17 protein-coding genes are annotated in these 18,171 nt (G+C 71.9%); 4 read left to right on the forward strand and 13 right to left on the reverse strand.

Annotated elements, in window-relative coordinates; genetic code table 11:
• Positions 1–147: 147 nt before the first annotated feature.
• On the reverse strand, positions 148–882 hold the full coding sequence (locus ACYSMR_RS17020; protein ID WP_461746763.1) for an ANTAR domain-containing protein: 735 nt from the start codon (positions 880–882) through the stop codon (positions 148–150).
• A gap of 415 nt (positions 883–1,297) precedes the next feature.
• Here ACYSMR_RS17020 and ACYSMR_RS17025 point away from each other — a divergent pair, with 415 nt between their 5' ends.
• Both ACYSMR_RS17025 and ACYSMR_RS17030 read left to right on the forward strand, forming a co-directional pair.
• Positions 1,298–2,533 (forward strand): cytochrome P450, encoded by a 1,236-nt coding sequence (locus ACYSMR_RS17025; RefSeq protein WP_461746765.1) that lies wholly within the window; start codon positions 1,298–1,300, stop codon positions 2,531–2,533.
• A 27-nt stretch (positions 2,534–2,560) separates the two neighbouring features.
• Positions 2,561–3,958, forward strand: a complete 1,398-nt coding sequence (locus ACYSMR_RS17030) for a M20/M25/M40 family metallo-hydrolase (RefSeq protein ID WP_461746767.1) — start codon at positions 2,561–2,563, stop codon at positions 3,956–3,958.
• 36 nt (positions 3,959–3,994) lie between these two features.
• On the opposite strand, the gene ACYSMR_RS17035 is transcribed toward ACYSMR_RS17030, so the two are convergent.
• The 5 genes from ACYSMR_RS17035 to ACYSMR_RS17055 all read right to left on the reverse strand — a co-directional run bounded on the left by ACYSMR_RS17035 (position 3,995) and on the right by ACYSMR_RS17055 (position 9,800).
• A complete protein-coding gene (locus ACYSMR_RS17035) occupies positions 3,995–5,158 on the reverse strand; it encodes a glutamate--cysteine ligase (protein WP_461746769.1) in 1,164 nt (387 codons plus the stop codon).
• Positions 5,159–5,208: 50 nt separating this feature from the next.
• Positions 5,209–6,990, reverse strand: coding sequence for an N-acetylglutaminylglutamine amidotransferase (locus ACYSMR_RS17040; protein ID WP_461746771.1), 1,782 nt, complete (start codon positions 6,988–6,990; stop codon positions 5,209–5,211).
• 236 nt (positions 6,991–7,226) lie between these two features.
• On the reverse strand, positions 7,227–7,994 hold the full coding sequence (locus ACYSMR_RS17045) for an ANTAR domain-containing protein (RefSeq protein WP_461746773.1): 768 nt from the start codon (positions 7,992–7,994) through the stop codon (positions 7,227–7,229).
• Positions 7,991–8,146, reverse strand: a complete 156-nt coding sequence (locus ACYSMR_RS17050; protein WP_461746775.1) for a hypothetical protein — start codon at positions 8,144–8,146, stop codon at positions 7,991–7,993. The genes ACYSMR_RS17045 and ACYSMR_RS17050 overlap by 4 nt, the downstream gene beginning before the upstream one ends.
• Positions 8,147–8,339: 193 nt before the next feature.
• On the reverse strand, positions 8,340–9,800 hold the full coding sequence (locus tag ACYSMR_RS17055; protein ID WP_461746777.1) for an aminotransferase class I/II-fold pyridoxal phosphate-dependent enzyme: 1,461 nt from the start codon (positions 9,798–9,800) through the stop codon (positions 8,340–8,342).
• A gap of 162 nt (positions 9,801–9,962) precedes the next feature.
• Between ACYSMR_RS17055 and ACYSMR_RS17060 the strand changes: the two genes are divergently transcribed.
• Positions 9,963–11,360, forward strand: coding sequence for a M20/M25/M40 family metallo-hydrolase (locus ACYSMR_RS17060; protein ID WP_461746779.1), 1,398 nt, complete (start codon positions 9,963–9,965; stop codon positions 11,358–11,360).
• 83 nt (positions 11,361–11,443) lie between these two features.
• Here the strand turns inward: ACYSMR_RS17060 and ACYSMR_RS17065 are convergent, their stop codons facing one another.
• The 5 genes from ACYSMR_RS17065 to ACYSMR_RS17085 form a co-directional block, all read right to left on the reverse strand.
• Positions 11,444–12,178 carry a GAF and ANTAR domain-containing protein gene (locus ACYSMR_RS17065; RefSeq protein ID WP_461746781.1) on the reverse strand — a complete coding sequence of 245 codons (735 nt, stop codon included), beginning with the start codon at positions 12,176–12,178 and terminating at the stop codon, positions 11,444–11,446.
• Positions 12,179–12,252: 74 nt separating this feature from the next.
• A complete protein-coding gene (locus ACYSMR_RS17070; RefSeq protein ID WP_461746783.1) occupies positions 12,253–13,284 on the reverse strand; it encodes a GAF domain-containing protein in 1,032 nt (343 codons plus the stop codon).
• 307 nt (positions 13,285–13,591) lie between these two features.
• Positions 13,592–14,326 (reverse strand): ANTAR domain-containing protein, encoded by a 735-nt coding sequence (locus ACYSMR_RS17075; RefSeq protein WP_461746785.1) that lies wholly within the window; start codon positions 14,324–14,326, stop codon positions 13,592–13,594.
• A 76-nt stretch (positions 14,327–14,402) separates the two neighbouring features.
• Positions 14,403–14,783 carry a hypothetical protein gene (locus ACYSMR_RS17080; protein ID WP_461746787.1) on the reverse strand — a complete coding sequence of 127 codons (381 nt, stop codon included), beginning with the start codon at positions 14,781–14,783 and terminating at the stop codon, positions 14,403–14,405.
• Between the two features lie 31 nt (positions 14,784–14,814).
• Positions 14,815–15,519 carry a GAF and ANTAR domain-containing protein gene (locus ACYSMR_RS17085; RefSeq protein ID WP_461746789.1) on the reverse strand — a complete coding sequence of 235 codons (705 nt, stop codon included), beginning with the start codon at positions 15,517–15,519 and terminating at the stop codon, positions 14,815–14,817.
• 389 nt (positions 15,520–15,908) lie between these two features.
• On the opposite strand from ACYSMR_RS17085, the gene ACYSMR_RS17090 reads away from it, so the two are divergent.
• On the forward strand, positions 15,909–16,169 hold the full coding sequence (locus ACYSMR_RS17090) for a hypothetical protein (protein WP_461746791.1): 261 nt from the start codon (positions 15,909–15,911) through the stop codon (positions 16,167–16,169).
• A 471-nt stretch (positions 16,170–16,640) separates the two neighbouring features.
• Here the strand turns inward: ACYSMR_RS17090 and ACYSMR_RS17095 are convergent, their stop codons facing one another.
• Positions 16,641–17,093 carry a hypothetical protein gene (locus ACYSMR_RS17095; RefSeq protein WP_461746793.1) on the reverse strand — a complete coding sequence of 151 codons (453 nt, stop codon included), beginning with the start codon at positions 17,091–17,093 and terminating at the stop codon, positions 16,641–16,643.
• Positions 17,094–17,194: 101 nt separating this feature from the next.
• Positions 17,195–17,944 (reverse strand): DUF4386 domain-containing protein, encoded by a 750-nt coding sequence (locus ACYSMR_RS17100; RefSeq protein ID WP_461746795.1) that lies wholly within the window; start codon positions 17,942–17,944, stop codon positions 17,195–17,197.
• Between the last annotated feature and the right edge of the window lie 227 nt (positions 17,945–18,171).

The following is an 18,171-nucleotide window of genomic DNA, read 5'->3' on the forward strand; positions in this document are numbered from 1 at the left end:
ACCGGAAGAGCAGGCCCGGGCGCCCGGGTGTCGTTGATGGGCCTCAAGCGTACGGGCCTCCCCGCTCCGGCAGCCACGCCCTGGGCTGGGGGCGGGCCACGTCCCGGCCCGGACGTGGCCGGGACGAACCCGCCCCCCAGCGGGGGTTCAGTTCTCGAAGTGGGTTTCGGTCGGGCCCTTGCCCACCTGAGCGACCAGCTCCTCAGCCAGGTCCCGCAGCTTGACGTTGCGGTGGTTGGAGGCCGCCTTGAGGATCTCCACGGCTTCTCGTTGGGTGCAGCGGTTCTGGCCCATGACGATGCCCACGGCCAGGTCGATGGAGGTCCTCGACTCCAGGGCCGCCACCAGGTCGGCCTCGGTGTCACGGTGGCCGGCCAGGCGCACCGCCAGGCGCAGGGCGCTGGAGGCCAGGGCCACCTCCCGGCGGGCGGCCTCGATAGCGGCCTGGTCGTAAGCACGGGGCTGATCGCTGTAGATGTTCAGCGCTGCCCTGGCCTCCCCGGCCAGCTCGAACGGGACACCGAGGACTGAGGCGACCCCGGTGGCTGCGGCCGCCTCGGTGTAGCCGGGCCACCGGGAGTCCGTAGCCACGTCGGGCACGTGGACCACGGTGTGCTCCCGGGCGGCGGTCAGGCACGGGCCGTCGCCGTAGACGTACTGGATCTCATCCAGGGCCGCGGCCCGGTCGTTGCTGGAGGCCACGGTGGCGGAGCGGCGTTCGCGCAGCAGGGTCACCGCGCACCACACCTCCTCCCCGTCGGCAGCCAGGGTGGTGGCCATCTTCTGGGTGAACTGGGTGAGGAAAGCGGTGATGTCCGGGCTGTCCAGCAGCAGCTCGTGCATCACCGAAGGGACGGGTTCCCCCGCGTGACGATCAATCATGGGTGGTGTGTTCCGTGGTGGTTCAGGGCACAGCGCCCCCGGACGCGGAAGCGCCCGGTGTGCTGTGCCGGCGCAGCAGGGGTCGGTTCACCGCGCTGACACGCCCCGCTTCGACGGGGCCCGGATCCCCGCAGTGGGGGCAGCGATGGTGAGGCTGGGCGGCACCGCGGTGCCGCCCGGCAGCCGGCTGCTTGACCACCGAACGAAAATCCTAATCCCTGCGGCGCAGCCCGACCGCAACCGAGGGATCCCGTGGGGTCCTGCGTCGTCGCTACTGGTGGCCGGCCTGCCGGGGACCAGCGGTGGAAGTAGTCCACCGGGAACAGTGCACCGGGCTGCGGCGCCCCCACACGCCACGTCCCCGGGTGGTAGCTTGCTCGGCAAGTGTGCTGATGATCCGATGGCCGGAGGCGCTGTGGCACGTGTTCCGTTCGACAGCACGATCGCGTTCCTGCGCGAGGGCTACCCGTTCATCTCGTCGCGGTGTGATGCGCTGGGCACGGATTTGTTCACCAGCCGGCTGGCCCTGCGCCCGATCACGTTCGTGCGTGGGGCCGAGGCCGCGGAGTTGTTCTATGCCCGCGACCGGTTCACCCGGGTGGGGGCGCTGCCGCCCTCGGCCCAGCACCTGCTCCAGGACACCGGCTCCGTGCAGACCCTCGACGGGGAGGCCCACCGGCACCGGGCCCGGGCCTTCCTGTCCCTGATGACCCCGGAGGCGATGACCCGGCTCGGGAACCTCTTCGAGGACCAGTGGCGCGCGGCCGAACAGCGGTGGGCCGGGCAGGAGAAGATCGTGCTGCACGAGGAGGTGCGCCAGGTCCTCACCCGCACCGTGTGCGCCTGGGCCGGGGTGCCGCTGCCCGAGTATCAGGTGGCTCGCCGGGCCCGGGAGTTCGCGCTGATGATCGACAACGCTCCCCGTTTCGGCCCGCCCAACTGGTACGCCCGCGCCCGGCGCACGGTCACCGAACGCTGGGCCACCGGCCTCGTCGAGGCCGTCCGCTCCGGGGCCCTGGAGGCGCCCGAGGGCACGGCCGTCCACGTGCTCGCCCACCACCGTGACCTCGACGGGGAGCTCCTGCCGGCCCGGACGGCCGCGATCGAGCTGCTCAACGTCCTGCGCCCGACCGTGGCGGTGGCCCGGTACATCGTCTTCGCCGCCGTGGCCCTGCACGAGCACCCGCAGTGGCGAGTAGCCTTCGCCGCCGGGCAGGAGACGGACCTGGAGCCCTTCGTCCAGGAGGTGCGCCGCTACTACCCGTTCTTCCCGGCCGTGGGCGGACGGGCCCGCGAGGCCTTCGCATGGCGCGGGCACCACTTCGGGGTGGGGGACTGGGTGATGCTGGACCTCTACGGCACCTGCCACGACGCCCGGCTGTGGGAGGACCCGCACAGTTTCGCCCCGGAGCGCTTCCGGGGTTGGTCCTGGGGTGAGGACCCCTGGTCGCTGATCGCCCAGGGCGCCGGCCGGCACGGGCAGACCCACCGCTGTCCCGGGGAGTGGTCCACCGTGGAGCTGCTCACCCGCGCCACCCGGCTGCTGGCCACCACGAACCTCCAGGTGCCGGTCCAGGACCTGTCCATCCCCCTGGACCACCTCCCGGCCCTCCCCACGAGCGGGTTCGTGCTGACCCGACCCGCCCGCTGAGACCTCGAGCACCAGGAGAGTGAGCACATGACTGCCAACCCTGTGGATCCCCTGGTGCCCGTGGAGGCGTTGCGCGCCCGGATTGATGCCGGCTTCGACACCTCCCTGGCCGACCTGGGACGGCTGGTGGCGATCCCCGGCGTCGCCTGGCCCGGCTACGATCCGGCGCAGCTGGAGCGCGGCGCGGAAGTGGTCGCCGAGCTGCTGCGGGACACCGGGCTGGATGAGGTGCGGATCCTCCGGGCCACCACCGAGGCCGGCGTGGCCGGCGCCCCGGCGGTGCTGGCGCGCCGGCCCGCCGCCCCGGGGGCGCCCACGGTGCTGCTCTACGCCCACCACGACGTCCAGCCGGCCGAGGACCCCCAGGCCTGGACCACCTCGCCGTTCACCGCCGCCGAGCGGGACGGGCGGCTGTACGGCCGCGGGGTGGCCGACGACAAGGCCGGGATCATGCTCCACGTCGCCGCGGTGGGCGCCGTGCTCCAGGAGCTGGGGGAGGACCTGGGACTGGGCATCACGGTCTTCGTGGAGGGGGAGGAGGAGACCGGGTCCCCGACCCTGCCGGCCTTCTTCGCCCAGCACCGCGAGGCCCTGCGCGCCAATGTGATCGTCGCCGCCGACTCCGGGAACTGGCGGGTCGGGACTCCGGCCCTGACGACGAGCCTGCGCGGACTGGTCGATGGGATCGTGGAGGTCCGCGCCCTGTCCCACGGACTGCACTCCGGGACCTACGGCGGCCCGGTCCTGGATGCCCTCACGGTACTGGGGCGGCTGATCGCCACCTTCCACGACGAGAACGGCGACGTGGCCGTCCAGGGCCTGGTGGGCTCCGAGGACACAGAGCTGGAGCTGGACGAGGCGCAGTTCCGGGCCGACGCCGGGGTGCCGGAGGGCGTCAGGCTGGCCGGCACCGGACCCATCACCGCCCGGCTGTGGACGAAACCGGCCCTGGTGGTCGCCGGGATCGACGCCCCGCCCACCGCGGTGGCGGCCAACACCCTGCAACCGGTGGCCCGGGCCCGGGTGAGCATCTGCATCCCGCCGGGCAACGACCCCGACCGCGCCCTGGCGGCCCTGGAACGGCACGTGATCGAGCACGCCCCGTTCGGGGCCGAGGTGTCCCTCCACTCCACCAGCGGATCCCGGCCGTTCGCCGCCGACCAGCACTCCGCGGCCGCCGAGGCCATGCACTGGGCCATGGGTCAGGCCTGGGGGACACCGGCGGTGAACATGGGTATCGGGGGCGCGATCCCGATCGTGGCGGAATTGGCGCAGCTGTTCCCGGACGCGCAGATCCTGGTCACCGGTGCTGAGGATCCCGACACCCGCGCCCACGGGGTCGATGAGTCCCTGGACCTCGCCGACCTGCGTCAGGGGATGCTGGCCGAGGCTCTGCTGCTGGCCCGGCTCAACCAGCAGACCTAGGATCCGCCGGTCCGCAGCCCGCACGGGCGGACGTGCTCAGACGGCCGTCGGGGTGCCCTCTGGTGACCCGTCCACCGATTCCTCCCACGCCGGAGGTGGATCCACCGGGAGGACGGTCGGGGTGCGGTGCGTCGCCTCCAGCGCTGCGGTCACGACGTCGCGCACGTCGTGGCGGGCGGCGTAGGCCTGGCGCTGGTGCCGGGCCCCGGTGCCGTGGCGCAGGATGTCGGCGATCACGGCCTCGACCTGTTCCTCCTCCTCGTACTCGGTGAGCACGGGGCGGACCGTGTCCAGCAGCCGTGCGATGACGTCCCCGGCCGGGGCGGGGGTGCCGGTGGCGGGGTCGATCAGCCGCTCCTCCACCCCGGTGTGGCTGGCCTGCCAGGACCAGGTGCGCAGCACCGACGCCGGCACCGCCGGGGCGTCCTCGCGCCACTGCCGGGCGGCGGTCTCGACCAGGGCCCGGACGAGGGTGGCGATCACCGCGGCGTGCCCGGCGTCCAGGCAGACGTCGGCGACCCGTACCTCGAGAGTGGGGTGGTGCTCGCACAGGCGGGCGTCGAAGTAGAGCATCCCCGCGTCCAGCGGCACGCCCGTGCCCAGCAGCACCGCCCGGTGGCGGTCGTAGCCGGCGGGGGAGCCGAAGACGTCGGTGGGCCCGGCGGTGGGCCACCGGTTCCAGGCCTGGTAGCGGTAGGAGGCGAAGCCGGTGTCGATCCCGTGCCAGAACGGGGAGTTCGCACTCAATGCCAACAGAACCGGCAACCAGACACGGATCCGGTCCAGCACCGCCACGCCCTCCTCCCGCGAGGTGATGCCGACGTGGATGTGGAAACCGTTGGTGAGCTGCTCGGCGGCGGTGAGCCCGAAGTGCTCCGCGATCCGGCGGTAGCGCGGGGCCGGGACCAGGTGCGGGGTGACCGGCCCCGGGGCGGTGGGCAGGGCGGCCACCCGACCGCCCACCTTCGCGGCCGCCGCCTCGGCCAGGGCGCGGCCGGTACGGATGGCCTCGAGCTGCCCGGCCAGGGTGGTCTGGGGCGGGGAGGCGACCTCGAGCTGCTCCTGCTGCAGCTCCGCGGTCACCTCGTGGCCGGAGGCGGAAGCATCCTGGAGCGTCACCGCCCACTCCCCGGCCGGCAACGGCTGCAGGGTCGTGGCGTCGACCAGCAGCAGTTCCTCTTCCACACCGAACGTGCGCACAGACCCGTCCTTTCCACGATCTTCCATGACGTCCTTCGGAGCCACTGGTGTCAGCCGACGCCGTGGCGCTGCAACCACATCTCCAGCAGGCCCAGCTGCCACAGCACGTTGGGCCCGGTGGGCGCGTGGCGGACGTTGGGCTGCGCCAGGAGGTCCTCGACGGTCTCGGAGCGGAACAGGCCCCGCTGCTTGGCCTCGGGGGCGTAGAGCGCCTCCCGGACCAGGGTGAGGATCGGTTCCTCCAGGTGGCACAGGGCCGGGACGGGGAAGTAGCCCTTGGGCCGGTCGACCACCTCCGCGGGCAGGATCGTCCGGCCCAGGTCCTTGAGGATCCCCTTGCCGCCCTGGGCGGTCTTCAGCTCCGGCGGGCACGCCGCGGCCAGCTCCACCAGGTCCTGGTCCAAAAACGGCACCCGGGCCTCCAGCCCGAAGGACATGGTCATGCTGTCCACCCGCTTGACCGGGTCATCGGCCATCAGCAGGTGGGTGTCCAGGCGCAGCACCGCGTCCAGGGCCGTGGCCGCCCCCGGGGCGGCCAGGTGCTCGGCGAGCAGGGCCCGGCTGGGGTCGGTCGGGTCCAGCCACTCGGGCTCGAGGATCTCCAGGAGCTGAGCCTGGTCGTGGTCGTCGAACGCCGCGGTGAACGTGTCCAGGGCCGTGTTCCGGGGCAGGCCCGCGGCCGCCTGGTGGTAGGCGTAGCCGGCGAACATCTCGTCCGCGCCCTGACCGGACTGCACCACCTTCACGTGCGCGGACACCGCCTGCGACAGCAGATAGAACGCGGTGACGTCGTGGCTGGTCATGGGCTCGGCCATGGCACCGACGGTGGCCTCGACCGCCCCGGGCAGGTCCGTGGCGCCGATGCGGAGGCGGTGGTGGTCGGTGCCGAAGACCTCGGCCACCAGGTCGGAGTAGGCGAACTCATCGCCGGCGCGATCGCCGGCATCCTCGAAGCCGATGCTGAAGGTGGACAGGTGCTGCTGGCCGGCCTCGGCCAGCAGGGCCACGAGCAGGCTGGAGTCCAGGCCCCCCGACAGCAGCACGCCCACCGGCACGTCGGCGACCAGTCGGCGTTCCACCGCGGTGCGCAGGGACTCGTGGACGGCTTCCTGCCAGTCCTCGGGCGCCCACCCCTCGTGTTCTTCCCGGCGGGTGTAGTCGGGCTGCCAGTAGACCCGGTCGCGGGTGCGGCCCTCGGCGTCGACCACGCGCACCGTGGCGGGGGGCAGCTTGGTCACCCCCGACAGGATCGTGGTCGGGGCAGGGACGATGGAGTGCCAGCTCAGGTAGTGGTGCAGGCCCACCTCGTCGATTCCGGTGTCCACCCCGCCGGCGGCCACCAGGGCCGGCAGGGTGGAGGCGAAGCGCAGGGCCCCGCCCACCTGCGCTAGGTAGAGGGGCTTGATCCCCAGCCGGTCCCGCACCAGCAGCACCCGGTGCCGCCGGCGGTCGACGAGGGCGATCGCGAACATGCCCACGAGGTGGTCCACGAAATCCTCGCCCCACCGGTTGTAGGCGGCCAGGATGACCTCGGTGTCCGAGGTGGAACGGAACTCGTACGCGTCCCGCAGCTCCTGCCGCAGTTCTCGGTGGTTGTAGATGCACCCGTTGAAGACGACCGCGAGCCCGCGGTCCGCGTCGACCATGGGCTGGGCCCCGGCCTCGGAGAGGTCGATGATCTTCAGGCGCCGGTGGCCCAGGGAGACCCAGCCCCCGCTCCATTCGCCGTGCCCGTCCGGGCCCCGCTCGGCCAACGCCGCCGTCATCCGGCCCACCGCCTCGCTGTCGGCCCGCGTTCCTCTGAACGCGATTTCTCCCGCTATGCCGCACATCGTTGTGCTCCCGTGCTCGTCCGCTCCGGCCTGCCCCGTGGCTTGAGGTGCCGGACCATTCCCCGGCTCACCAAGGAATCGATACGCGTACTGACTATATGGGTGATGTCAGTCTTGGGGAAAGCTCTCCTGGGCCGGCCCAGGACGCCGGTGACGGCGCAGGGGGCGAAGGGGCTCGGCCGACGGCCCGTCGTCGAGGTTCTCGACATGGTGTCCTTCAGAGGTCGGGGCTGGGATCAGGAGGCCCGGTGCAGATGCTGGGGGCCGGTGGGCATGGGCGGGAGGCGGTGGAGCTCGGTGTCGATGATCTCGGCGGCGACCTGGGCCATGCTGCGGTGGGTGTCCTGGGCCGTGGCGCGGATCATCTCGAGGGCCTCCTCACGGCTCAGCCCGTAGCGGGTCATCAGCACCCCGGTGGCGGTGCCGACCTCCCGGGCGCCGGCCACGGCCTGGTCCTGGTGCTGGGTCTGCCGGCGGTGGTGTCCGGCCGCCACCGCCATGACGGCGTGGGAGGCCAGCACGGACCCGGCCCACAGCCCCGGCCCGTCGAAGGCGTCCGGGACGTCTGCGTACAGGCTCAGCCCCACGGTGGTGCCCGGGTCCTCGGGCAGGGGCAGGCGGTAGACCACCAGGCTCGCCACGTCCAGGTGCTGGGCGGCGCCGGCGGTGAAGGCCGGCCAGCGGCGGTCCCGTGCCAGGTCCCCGACCAGGTGCACGGCGCCCTCCAGCAGAGGGTCCACGGCGGGGCCCTGCCCGGTGGCGTGCTGGAGCGCGTCAGCTTGGGCGGCCATCGGGGCGGTGGCCACCAGGGTGCGGAACCGCCCCGGGGTGGCCACGCTCACACTGGCCCACCGGGTCCCTGCCACGTGGTGGACGGCGGCCTGGGCGATGGCGGCCACCGCCGCCCCGCCGGTGACCGCACCCAGCCGCTGGCCCAGGGAGGTCAGGACCCGGTCGATCTGTTCGGCCTGCACCGAGGGCCTGGTGCGCGGTGCCCGGCTCATGCCGCCCACCCCAGCTCCTGCACGGAACGGGCGGCCCGGGCAGGTGCGGGCCGGTGGGCGGGCAGGTCGTGGGGCACCACCTGCACGGGGCTGGCCCCGTGCAGGGTCTCGGCGAGGTCAATCTGGATCAGCACGGAGAGCTTGTGGCCCATGAGGAGCGTCCTTCATCGCATGCACTGAATCTCATGGCCACCTGCTGGACCATCCTCCACGGTACGCCCGTTGCGTCTGGCGGACCAGGGATTTGCATGGTTTGCGCCCCCGGGGGCGCCTCCATACTTTCCACCCCCGGGGCCTGTCCCCGCATCGCGCGGACAGATCTCGGAGGCGCTTCAGAGGTGGTGTTCAGGCTTGGACGACGCGGATGGTCTGCAGGGACGGGTCGGCCGGGTCGGGCAGGACCATGCCTGCCTCCACGCCGCTGCGCAGGTACTCCACCACGTTGCCGTTGATCCGCTCCCCGGGCAGGATCGCCGGGATCCCCGGGGGGTAGGGGGTGATCTGCTCCGCGCAGATCCGCCCGGCGGCCTCCTGCGCGGGGACGACCTCGACGGGGCCGAAGAACGCCTCCCGGGGCAGGTGCACGGTCTCCTGCTCCAGATCCGAGAAGGCCGGCAGCTTCACCTCCGTGGGGCGGGGCAGCTCGGGAGCAGCCTCCTTCAGGGCGGTCAGCGCCTCGACGAGCCGGGTGGCGGTGGTCTCGTCGTCGGACTGGGAGAAGGTGGCCTCGGTGTGGCGGGAGTCGGTGACGCCCATGTCGATCCCGCACTGGTGGCGCAGCCAGTCGGTGGCCTGGTAGCCGCTGATCCCCAGCCCCGTCACGTCGATGAGCACGTGGAAGGGGTCGAGGTCGTGGGAGGCCTCCTCGCGGATCAGCTCGTCGTGGAGCACGTGGAGCCCGGGGATCTCGTCGATCTGCTTGCGCGCCTTCTTCACCAGCTTGAGGGCGGCGTCGAGCTGCTGGTGCCCGTGTTGGACCATCTGGCGGCGCCAGGCGTCGATGCCGGCGTAGATGATGGTGCTGGCGCTGGTGGTGGCCAGCAAGTCGGCGCACTGCTGGAGCCGGATCGGGTCGATCAGGTTGCCCTGCAGGTGGTAGACGGAGCCCTGCTCGAAGCCCAGGCCCATCTTGTGCACACTGACCACGCAGATGTCCGCCCCGGCGTCCATCGCCCAGGTGGGCAGGCCGTCGTGGAAGGGCAGGTGCGCGCCCCAGGCCTCGTCGACGATCAGGGGCTTGCCGCGGGAGTGGCAGATGCCCGCGATCGCCTCGATGTCCGCACACGTCCCGTACGGGGTGGGGCTGACGATCAGGGCCGCGGCCGCGTCCGGGTGGCGCTGCCACATCGTCTCCACAGCCTCGGGGGTCGGGGGGTGGGCGATGTTGAGCTCGTGGTCCCAGGTGGGGTTGATCCAGCGCGGTTGCAGGCCGGTGAGGATCAGCCCGGCGGTGACCGACTTGTGGGCGTCGCGGCCGATGAGGATGTCCCCGGTGCCGCGGGTCACGGCCAGCATCGCGGCCTTCACCGACAGGGAGGACCCGCAGGTGGAGAAGAAGGTCTGCTCGGCCCCGACCGCCTCGGCCATCAGTTGCTGGGCGGTCTCCAGGTAGCCGTTGGAGGAGATCCGGTCATCCAGCCCCGCACTGGCCAGCAGGTCATTGCGGAACGGGGCCTCTCCCAGCACGTCCAGGGTCTGCTGGTCCACGCCGCGGCCCTGGCGGTGGCCCGGCGGGGTGAAGCCGTAGCGGCCCTTCTCGTGGTGGTCGGCCAGTCCTTCGAGGATCGGTGCCTTGTCCTGGTCCATGTTCGTCTCCCTGTCATCGGCAGTCCCACAAGCATCAGTGTGCTGATGATCGTCGTGTCTCACCGTAGGGGCAAGTCAGAGCGCCTGCAAGGCATCCGCCGACCGGCACGACCTCGCCCCCGTGTCAGGGGGGCACCGCGGGCGGGTCACTACAGTGGGGGCATGGTTGCCGACCACGAGCATTCATTGGTCCCCGTGGAGGCGTTGCGGTCCAGCGTCGACGCCGGTTTCGAGACGGCCCTGGCCGATCTGGGACGGCTGGTGGCGATCCCGGGCATCGCTTGGCCCGCCTACGACCCTGCCGAGCTCGACCGCGGCGCGGACCTGGTCGCCGAGCTGCTGACCAGCACCGGGCTGGACGAGGTGCGCATCCTGCGGGCCACCACTGAGGCCGGTGATCCCGGCGCCCCGGCCGTTCTCGCCCGGCGGCCGGCCGCCGAGGGAGCGCCCACGGTGCTGCTCTACGCCCACCACGACGTCCAGCCCGCCGGGAACCCCCAGCACTGGGCCTCCTGCCCGTTCACCGCCACCGAGCGGGACGGGCGGCTCTACGGCCGCGGAGTGGCCGATGACAAAGCCGGGATCATGCTCCACGTCGCCGCCCTCCGAGCCGTCCACGACGTGCTCGGCGAGGACCTGAGGCTGGGGATCACCGTGTTCATCGAGGGCGAGGAGGAGACCGGGTCCCCGACCCTGCCGGCCCTGTTCGCCGAGCACCAGGAGCTGCTGCGGGCTGATGTGGTGGTCGTGGCCGACTCCGGCAACTGGCAGGTCGGCGTGCCGGCCCTGACCACCAGCCTGCGCGGGCTGGTCGACGGCACCGTGGAGGTCCGCGCTCTGTCCCACGGGCTGCACTCGGGCACCTACGGCGGACCCGCCCTGGATGCCCTGACCTTGCTCGGGCGGCTGATCGCCACCTTCCACGACGAGCACGGCGACGTGGCCGTCGAAGGACTCGTGGGGTCGGACAAGACGGAGGTGGAGTTGGACGAGGACCAGTTCCGCACCGACGCCGCCGTTCCAAACCGGGTGCGGCTGGCCGGGACCGGTCCGCTGACCGCGCGGCTGTGGACGAAGCCGGCCCTGGCCGTGGTGAGCATCGACGCCCCGGCCACCGCGGTGGCCGCCAACACCCTCCAGCCGGTCGCCCGGGCCAAGATCAGCCTGCGCATCCCCCCGGGCAACGATCCCACCCATGCTTTGGACGTGTTGGGTCGCCACGTCCAGGCCCACGCCCCCTTCGGCGCCGAGGTCCGCTTCCTCCCCGGCGCGGCCGGCCGGCCCTTCGCCGCCGACCCCGACTCCCCGGCCGCCCGGGCCATGCACTGGGCCATGGAACAGGCCTGGGGGGTTCCGGCGGTGGACATGGGCGTGGGCGGCTCCATTCCGATCGTGGCCGAACTAGCCCGGCTGTTCCCCGACGCGCAGTTCCTCATCACCGGGGCCGAGGACCCCGACACCCGCGCCCACGGGGTCGACGAGTCCCTGGACCTCACCGATCTGCGCCGGGGCATGCTGGCCGAGGCCCTGCTGCTGGCCCGGCTCGACCGGCAACCCTAAACACCGACCGTCCCGGCGCATCTTTTGTCCGCTTCCAGGGCGACAACATGCCCAACCCTCCGGTCCGCAGGCGGGTACTACCGTCAGTGCTCAAAGTGGGTGGTGGCCGGGCCCTTGCCGACCCGGGCGACGAACTCGGCGGCCAGCTCCCGCAGTTTCACGTTGCGGTGGTTGGAGGCCGCCCGCAGGATCTCGAAGGCGCGTTCCTGGGTGCAGCGGTTCTGGCCCATGATGATGCCCACGGCCAGGTCGATGGTCGTCCGGGAGGCTATCGCTGCTTTGAGGTCGGTCTCGGTGTCGCGGTGGTTCTGCATCCGCACGGCCAGCCGCAGCGCGGCCGAGGTGGCGGCCACCTGGGCCTGAACGGCTGCGATGGTGGCCTGGTCGAAGGCGTGGGGGTGGTGGGCGTAGACGTTGACCCCCGCGGTGGTCTCCTCGCCCAGCTCCATGGGCACCCCCAGGGCGCAGAGGATCCCGGCTTGCGCGGCCGCGGCCCCGTAGGCCGGCCAGCGGGGGTCGGTGCGGGTGTCGGGCACGTACACCACCCGGTGCTCGCGGGCGGCGGTCAGGCACGGCCCGTCGCCGTAGTGCTGCTGGATCTCGTCGAGGGCCTCGGCGTGGGGGTTGGAGGCGGCCACGGTGGTGGAGCGTCGCGGGCGCAGCAGGGTGATCGCGCACCACACCTGCTCGCGATCGGTGGACAGGGCGGCGGCGAGGGTGGCCGTGAAGGCATTGAGGAACCCGGTGATGTCTTCGGAGTCCAGCAGCAGTTCCTGCAGGCGTGCTACAGGCACCTCGTGCGTCTCGTGCTCGGTCATGGTCCTGTCCTTTGTTCTCAGCTGCTGGACCGGACGGTGGCGGGGTGCTCGTGACCGGTGCGGGCTGGGGCGTCCTAGGCCTCGGGGTGGTGTGGGTCGACCTGGTCCAGCACAGCGCAGTCCTGGAGGGCAACGTTCTGCTCCGGCGAACCGCGATCTGCCGGGAAGTAGACCTCGTCCTCCAGAACGTCGAGGGCGTAGGCAGCCCGGGGCGGGGCGGTCTCGTCGAGGATCTCGTTGGCGGCATGAGCCAGCAGGTCCCGCTGCAGGCGGGGCAGGGTCAGGGCGTGGTGCAGGTAGGCGTCGACTTCCAGCTCGCTCACGTCTCCGCCGATGCTGTAGTGGTGCAGCCACAGCTCGGCCCGGGTGATGTTGGCGGCGACCATGGTGGCACCCAACCGGCGGGCCTGCTCAACCCCGACCGCAGTCTCCAGCACCTGGGTAGCGACCTCGCCCAAAGGCCGTTGCTGGGTGCGGGCCAGCTCCAGCAGCGCCGCCCGGGCCGCCGCAGGGTCCAGGTCCTCGCGGGTCCTCAGCACCTCGGTGGCCGCCTCGACCGTCGCCCGCGCCTGCTGCACCGGGGCCGGCCGGGGCGCGGGGGCCTCCACGGGTGGGGTCGCTGCGAGCAGGGTGGCCACCGCCTGGGCCAGCAGCCCCAGCAGCCTCTCCTCGGCCGCCCCGAAGGCGGACGGGGCCGCGGCGTAGACCTTCAGCGCCCCCAGGACCTGCCCCTGGTGGACCAGCGGGATGCTCAGTGCTGAGCGGATCCCCGCCGCGGCTGCGGCTGCCGACCACCCCGGCCAGCGGGTCTCGGTGGTGGTGTCCTCAATGCGCTGGGGTGCCCCGGTGGCCCAGGCGCTCAGGCACGGACCCACCCCCTGGGCGTACTGCACGTCGTCGGCGGCCTGAACGGCCGGGCCGGTGGCCGCGCTGGAGATCCCCGTGCCGTGGGCGTCGAGCAGGGACAGCCCGGCCCCGGTCGCGCCGGGAACGATCTGGTGGGCGGTGCGGGTCAGCTGGGCCACTGCGGTCGTGGCGTCGTGTGCGCTCAGAAGCAGGCGGGCAGGGGCGGGGGAGGAGTCACCAGGACAAGGTGCGGGGGACATGGGGTGCGCCGTTCGGCCGAGGGGGCCGGGTTGGCGCGATGGCCGCTGCCGGAACCGTCAGCACAGGAATCGCCTCGTCTCACCGACCCCCCATGATGACCAGTGTACGGCCCGCGCGGGGGCCCGGCGCCTCCAGCCGGCCGGTCAATATCGCCCGGCAGTGGCCATGAGCGGCCATGTGTGGCCCTGAGGTGAATCCGCAGGTGCACACCCCGCATTCACCGGAGGGGCGGCAGGAGGCGGGCGTGCCCTCCACCGCCACAGGCGGGGCCGGGAAGGCCGGGGATCCCCGTGCTTCTCGCCGTGGTCAGGCCTCGAAGTGGGTGGCCGCCGGGCCCTTGCCCACCCGGGCGACCAGTTCGGCGGCCAGGTCCCGAAGTTTCACGTTGCGGTGGCTGGAGGCCGCCCGGAGGATCTCCACGGCCTTCTGTTGGGTGCAGCGGTTCTGGCCCATGATGATGCCCACGGCCAGATCGATGGTCGTGCGCGAGGCCATCGCCGCTTGCAGGTCCGCCTCGGTGTCGCGGTGGCGGGCCAGACGCACCGCCAGGCGCAGCACCGTGGAGGCCTGAGCCACCTGGGCCTGGATCACCTTGATGGTCGCCGCGTCGTGCTTGTCGGTGGTGTCGGCGTAGACGTCCAGCCCCGCCTCGGCCTCCCCGCCCAGCTCGAAGGGCACCCCCAGGGCCGAGAGGATCCCGGCCTCCGCCGCCGCTTTCCCATAGGCCGGCCACCTCGGGTCGGTGCGGGTGTCGGCCACGTAGACCACCCGGTGCTCCCGGGCGGCGGTCAGGCACGGCCCGTCGCCGTAGTGGTATTGGATCTCATCCAGGGCCTCGGCGTGGGGGCTGGAGGCGGCCACGGTGGCGGAGCGTTTGGGGCGCAGCAGGGTCACCGCGCACCACACCTGCTCCCCGTCTGTGGACAGCGCCTGGGCGATCGAAGCCGTGAAGGAGCCGAGGAAGCCGCTGATGTCCTCGGAGGCCAGCAGCAACTCGTGCAGGTCCGCCACGGGCGCCCCGCCTTGTCCGTGATCGGTCATGATCGGTCCTTTGCTCGGTTCGATAAATACTCGGGTGCTCGGGGAGAGGGCACCCGTCCGGTGAGTGCCCTGCGCTTCAGTCCTCGGGTGTCCCGGGGTGGTCGTGGTCCAGCACAGCGGACTCCTGGATCGGTGCACTGTTGTCCTTGGCAGCGCCGTCCTCGGCCGGATCGGGCTGGTCGTCCGCCAGGTCCGCGGCGTAGGGCGCCTTGGGTGGGGCCAGGTCCATGAGGATCTCGTTGGCGGCCTGGGCCAGCAGATCCCGCTGCAGCCGCGGCAGGAGCATCGAGTGGTGCAGGTAGGCGTCGAGCTCGAACTCGGACACGTCCCCGCCGATGCCGAAGAAGTACAGCCACAACTGGGCCCGGTCGATGCCGGCGGCGACCATGGTGGCCTGCAGGCACCTCGCCTGCTCATGGCCGACCGCCTCCTCGTCGGCATTTCTCGGTGTGGCCATCGGTGACCCTCCTGTGGTCCTCGGGGTGGTCCTAGACGGCGTCCAGCACTTCGGCGGCGACCTCGGCCACCCGCCGGCCTGCGGTGTGCGCTCGTTCCAGCAGCACCGTCCGGGCCGCCTCGGGGTCCAGGTGCTGCCGGGCCATGAGCACCCCGGTGGCCAGCCCGATCCTCTCCCGGGTGGCCAGCGCGTCCTTCAGCGACGCACTCAGGCGCACCGGGGCCTCGACCGGCTGGGCGGCCCCGAGCAGGGTGGCCGCCGCCTGCGCCAGCTGCCCCAGCAGTCGCTCCTCCGTCTCCCCGAAGGCCGCCGGGGTGGCGGCGTAGACCTTCAGCGCCCCCAGGGCCCGGCCCTGGTACACCAGCGGGGTGCTGAGCACTGAGCGGATCCCGGAGGCGGCGGCGGCCGTCTTCCAGGCCGGCCAGCGGGTCTCGGTAGTGGTGTCCTCGATCCGCTGGGGCTCGCCGGTGGCCCACGCGCTCAGGCACGGGCCCATCCCGAGGTCGTACTGGGCGGCGTCGGCGGCCTCCACCAGGGTGTCGGTGGCCGCCGTCGTGATCCGGGTGCCGGCCTCATCCAGCAAGGAGACCCCGGCCCCGGCCGCCCCCGGGATCATCTGCTGGGCCACCCGGGCCAGGTGGGTCACCGCGGTGGTGGCGTCGTGTTCGGACAGGAACATCCCGTGCAGCTGGGCGAAGACCGCGGCCAGCCCACCGGAAGAGGAGTCAGGGGACATCGGGGGCACGCCGTTCGGCAGGGATGGCCGGGCTGGCACGATGGCCGCTGCCGACGCCGTCAGCGAAGAAAGCGCCCCAGTCTCACCGACCCCCTCTTGGTGGTCAGTTTACTGCTTTTCCCGTGGGTCGGAGGGTGAGGGGACCAGGGAAAAGTGGTCCCGCCGGGTCAGCCATCGGCGGGACACCGGGAGTCAGCCTTGCACTCGGTGCAGTAACGCGGGTCTTCCGGGCCCGTGCGCTGCGGTGGCGGGCCAGGAAGCAGGAGCGGCTGCTGGGGCAGCTGGCCGAGGGCCGGTGCACTGTCTGGTTCGGGGTGACGCGGGCGGCCCGGAGTGCCCGGTGGGGGCGGTCTACACTGGGGCCATCATCGGGCGAGCATGGGATCCGGATGGATGACAGGACGATCGCTCGAGCGCAGGCACGGCTGATCCGCGAGGGCCTCCGCGGAGCCGGTTTCAGCGTCATGGACCTGTGGTGGTGGACGTTCCGGCTGGGCGGTGACATCGGTGAGCTGGAAGTCGATGCGTTCCTCCACCACGCGCTGACCCTGCCGCCGGCCCTGCGCAACCAGGTGGTGTGCGCGGCGAACCACCTCCTGGGTGGCCACTCCGTCCCCTACACGTGGGAGATGAGCCCTGACACCAGCTAGAAGAACACCGGACTGACCCCCCGTCCACGATCGGTGCTGCACGGAATGATCGGTGGTGCCGGGGTGCGGGTGCTGGCCCTCGGCGGGGAAGACGTGGACACCGCCACGCCCATGGGCCGATGGTGTTCACCGTCATGGCCGCCCTGGCCCCGGTGGAACCGGAGAGCATGCGGGAGCGGATCACCGATTCGGTGGTCAGGCGCAGGGTTGCCGGTAAGGACCCCGCCCGGCGGCGCCCGGCCTTCACTGATTCCCCGATCCGCAACACCCTTCGACTGATTGAAGCAAGGGCCGCCCGCCACCCAGGTGCCCGAGACCTGGGTGGTGTGCGGCCCGCTACCGGCGCGTCCGGGAACTCCCGGGGTCGGCCACCTCAATTGCGGGTCTTCTTCAGGTGCTTCAGGGGCGAGATGCTGATGGCCTGGGCATCTGTTGCTGATGTGGCGCCTGCTACGGCCTGTCGGAGCCAGGTCAGCGCCACCGGTCGCCTGTGGCGGTGAGGTAGTGGCGCCAGACGTAGCCCCACGGAATGACGGCGATGATGATGACGACGAGGGTGCAGTTGACCAGTACCTCCATCGTCTCGGTGTCCATCTCGCCGGCGAGCAGTTTGGGCAGGGCGACGACGGGGAGCCAGGTGAGCTTCCAGGCCACTTCGAACAGCAGGATCGGGATCAGTTTCACCGGGTAGCGCAGGCCCAGCAGCGCCAGGACTGCCATGGCGGTGAGCATGCACACGACCACGCTCTCCTTCAGTGGCCAGGGCTGTTCGTGGACGAAGAGGTCGGGTACCCGGAAGATCATCAGGCCCACGCCCATCAGGGCGTAGCCGGCGCGCATTAGGTGCAGACGGTGCAGCGGCAGCTCACTGTCGGGGCCGCGGTCGTTGGGGTGGGTGAGCTGGGGTGCGGCGGTGGTGGCCATGGCGGTGTCCTTCGGTGGCAGTGCCCGTGGCTGGTGCCGCGGGGTTGATGCGGTGGAACTCGTGCCGGTGCCTGCCCGGTGGGGTGCAGCACCGGGGATGGTTATCGCCGGCCGTCGTGGCCCGGGCCGGTGATGCCGGTGGTGTCCGGTCCGGTGGTGAAGGGTGAGGGTGTGAAGCCTTTGACCACCAGCCACACCCCGAGGGAGAACTCCCACAGCGCGATCGGCAGGGCCGCCAGGACGGCCAGGGCGGAGACCTGTCCCCACAGGTCGAGGGTGGTGGCCACGGCCGAGGCCACCAGCAGGGCCGCACCGATGAAGCCGATGATGGGCAGGATCCTGGGCACCAGCCGGGCCCGGTAGAGCAGCGGGCCCAGCAGCAGGGCGTTGACGGCGGGGATGAAGCCCTGTCCGGTGAGGAACATCCAGTCGCGCAGGATGATCAGGGTCTGGGCGCTGACCAGGGCCTCGGCCCCGGTGCCGGCTTGGCGCAGACTCACGATGGTGAGCAGGCAGGCGACGCTGGCGAAGATGGTGGCCGCCTCCAAGGTGCGGGCGGCGATGAACCCCAAGGAGAGCGTCTCGTTGACGCGTTGGAGCACCCGGTGCAGCACGATGGCGGTGCCGATGCCAGCCAGTGCCACGACGATCTCCAGGCCCACCCCGAGCAGGATCGGGCCGTCCGGGCCCGGACCCAGAATGTAGTCGGGGTCGTGGACGGGTCCGTAGAGGGCCAGGGTGGGGATCGAGACGAAGGTCAGCAGATACAGCGCCCCAGCGATCAGCGCGGTCTTCCGCAGCGGATCCATCGGGGCCCGTGGGGCGGTGGTGGTGCGGTCGGTGACGGCCATGGCGGTCTCCCTCGATGAGGTGGTGAGCAATGGTGGGTCTGTGGGCGCCGAACCACGGTGCGATGGCGCGACGGTGGACAGGCAGGCCCGGTCAGCACCGGCAACGGACCAAACAGCAGGGCGGAGTTGACGCGGTCGGGCCACAGCGGGGCCCTTGCTCCCGGGGACCACTGGAGCGGGCCGCGGATGAGAGGCGACGTCCGCGCCGATGGGCCGGCGCGATCGTG

The sequence above is a fragment of the Kocuria sp. U4B genome, assembly GCF_054875615.1.

Coding starts and splice junctions, on each gene's coding strand:
- ACYSMR_RS17020 (WP_461746763.1), bottom strand. CDS start 882: ATGATTGATCGTCACGCGGGGGAACCCGTCCCTTCGGTGATGCACGAG.
- ACYSMR_RS17030 (WP_461746767.1), top strand. CDS start 2,561: ATGACTGCCAACCCTGTGGATCCCCTGGTGCCCGTGGAGGCGTTGCGC.
- ACYSMR_RS17040 (WP_461746771.1), bottom strand. CDS start 6,990: ATGTGCGGCATAGCGGGAGAAATCGCGTTCAGAGGAACGCGGGCCGAC.
- ACYSMR_RS17045 (WP_461746773.1), bottom strand. CDS start 7,994: ATGAGCCGGGCACCGCGCACCAGGCCCTCGGTGCAGGCCGAACAGATC.
- ACYSMR_RS17050 (WP_461746775.1), bottom strand. CDS start 8,146: ATGGGCCACAAGCTCTCCGTGCTGATCCAGATTGACCTCGCCGAGACC.
- ACYSMR_RS17055 (WP_461746777.1), bottom strand. CDS start 9,800: ATGGACCAGGACAAGGCACCGATCCTCGAAGGACTGGCCGACCACCAC.
- ACYSMR_RS17060 (WP_461746779.1), top strand. CDS start 9,963: ATGGTTGCCGACCACGAGCATTCATTGGTCCCCGTGGAGGCGTTGCGG.
- ACYSMR_RS17065 (WP_461746781.1), bottom strand. CDS start 12,178: ATGACCGAGCACGAGACGCACGAGGTGCCTGTAGCACGCCTGCAGGAA.
- ACYSMR_RS17070 (WP_461746783.1), bottom strand. CDS start 13,284: ATGTCCCCCGCACCTTGTCCTGGTGACTCCTCCCCCGCCCCTGCCCGC.
- ACYSMR_RS17075 (WP_461746785.1), bottom strand. CDS start 14,326: ATGACCGATCACGGACAAGGCGGGGCGCCCGTGGCGGACCTGCACGAG.
- ACYSMR_RS17080 (WP_461746787.1), bottom strand. CDS start 14,783: ATGGCCACACCGAGAAATGCCGACGAGGAGGCGGTCGGCCATGAGCAG.
- ACYSMR_RS17085 (WP_461746789.1), bottom strand. CDS start 15,519: ATGTCCCCTGACTCCTCTTCCGGTGGGCTGGCCGCGGTCTTCGCCCAG.
- ACYSMR_RS17090 (WP_461746791.1), top strand. CDS start 15,909: ATGGATGACAGGACGATCGCTCGAGCGCAGGCACGGCTGATCCGCGAG.
- ACYSMR_RS17095 (WP_461746793.1), bottom strand. CDS start 17,093: ATGGCCACCACCGCCGCACCCCAGCTCACCCACCCCAACGACCGCGGC.
- ACYSMR_RS17100 (WP_461746795.1), bottom strand. CDS start 17,944: ATGGCCGTCACCGACCGCACCACCACCGCCCCACGGGCCCCGATGGAT.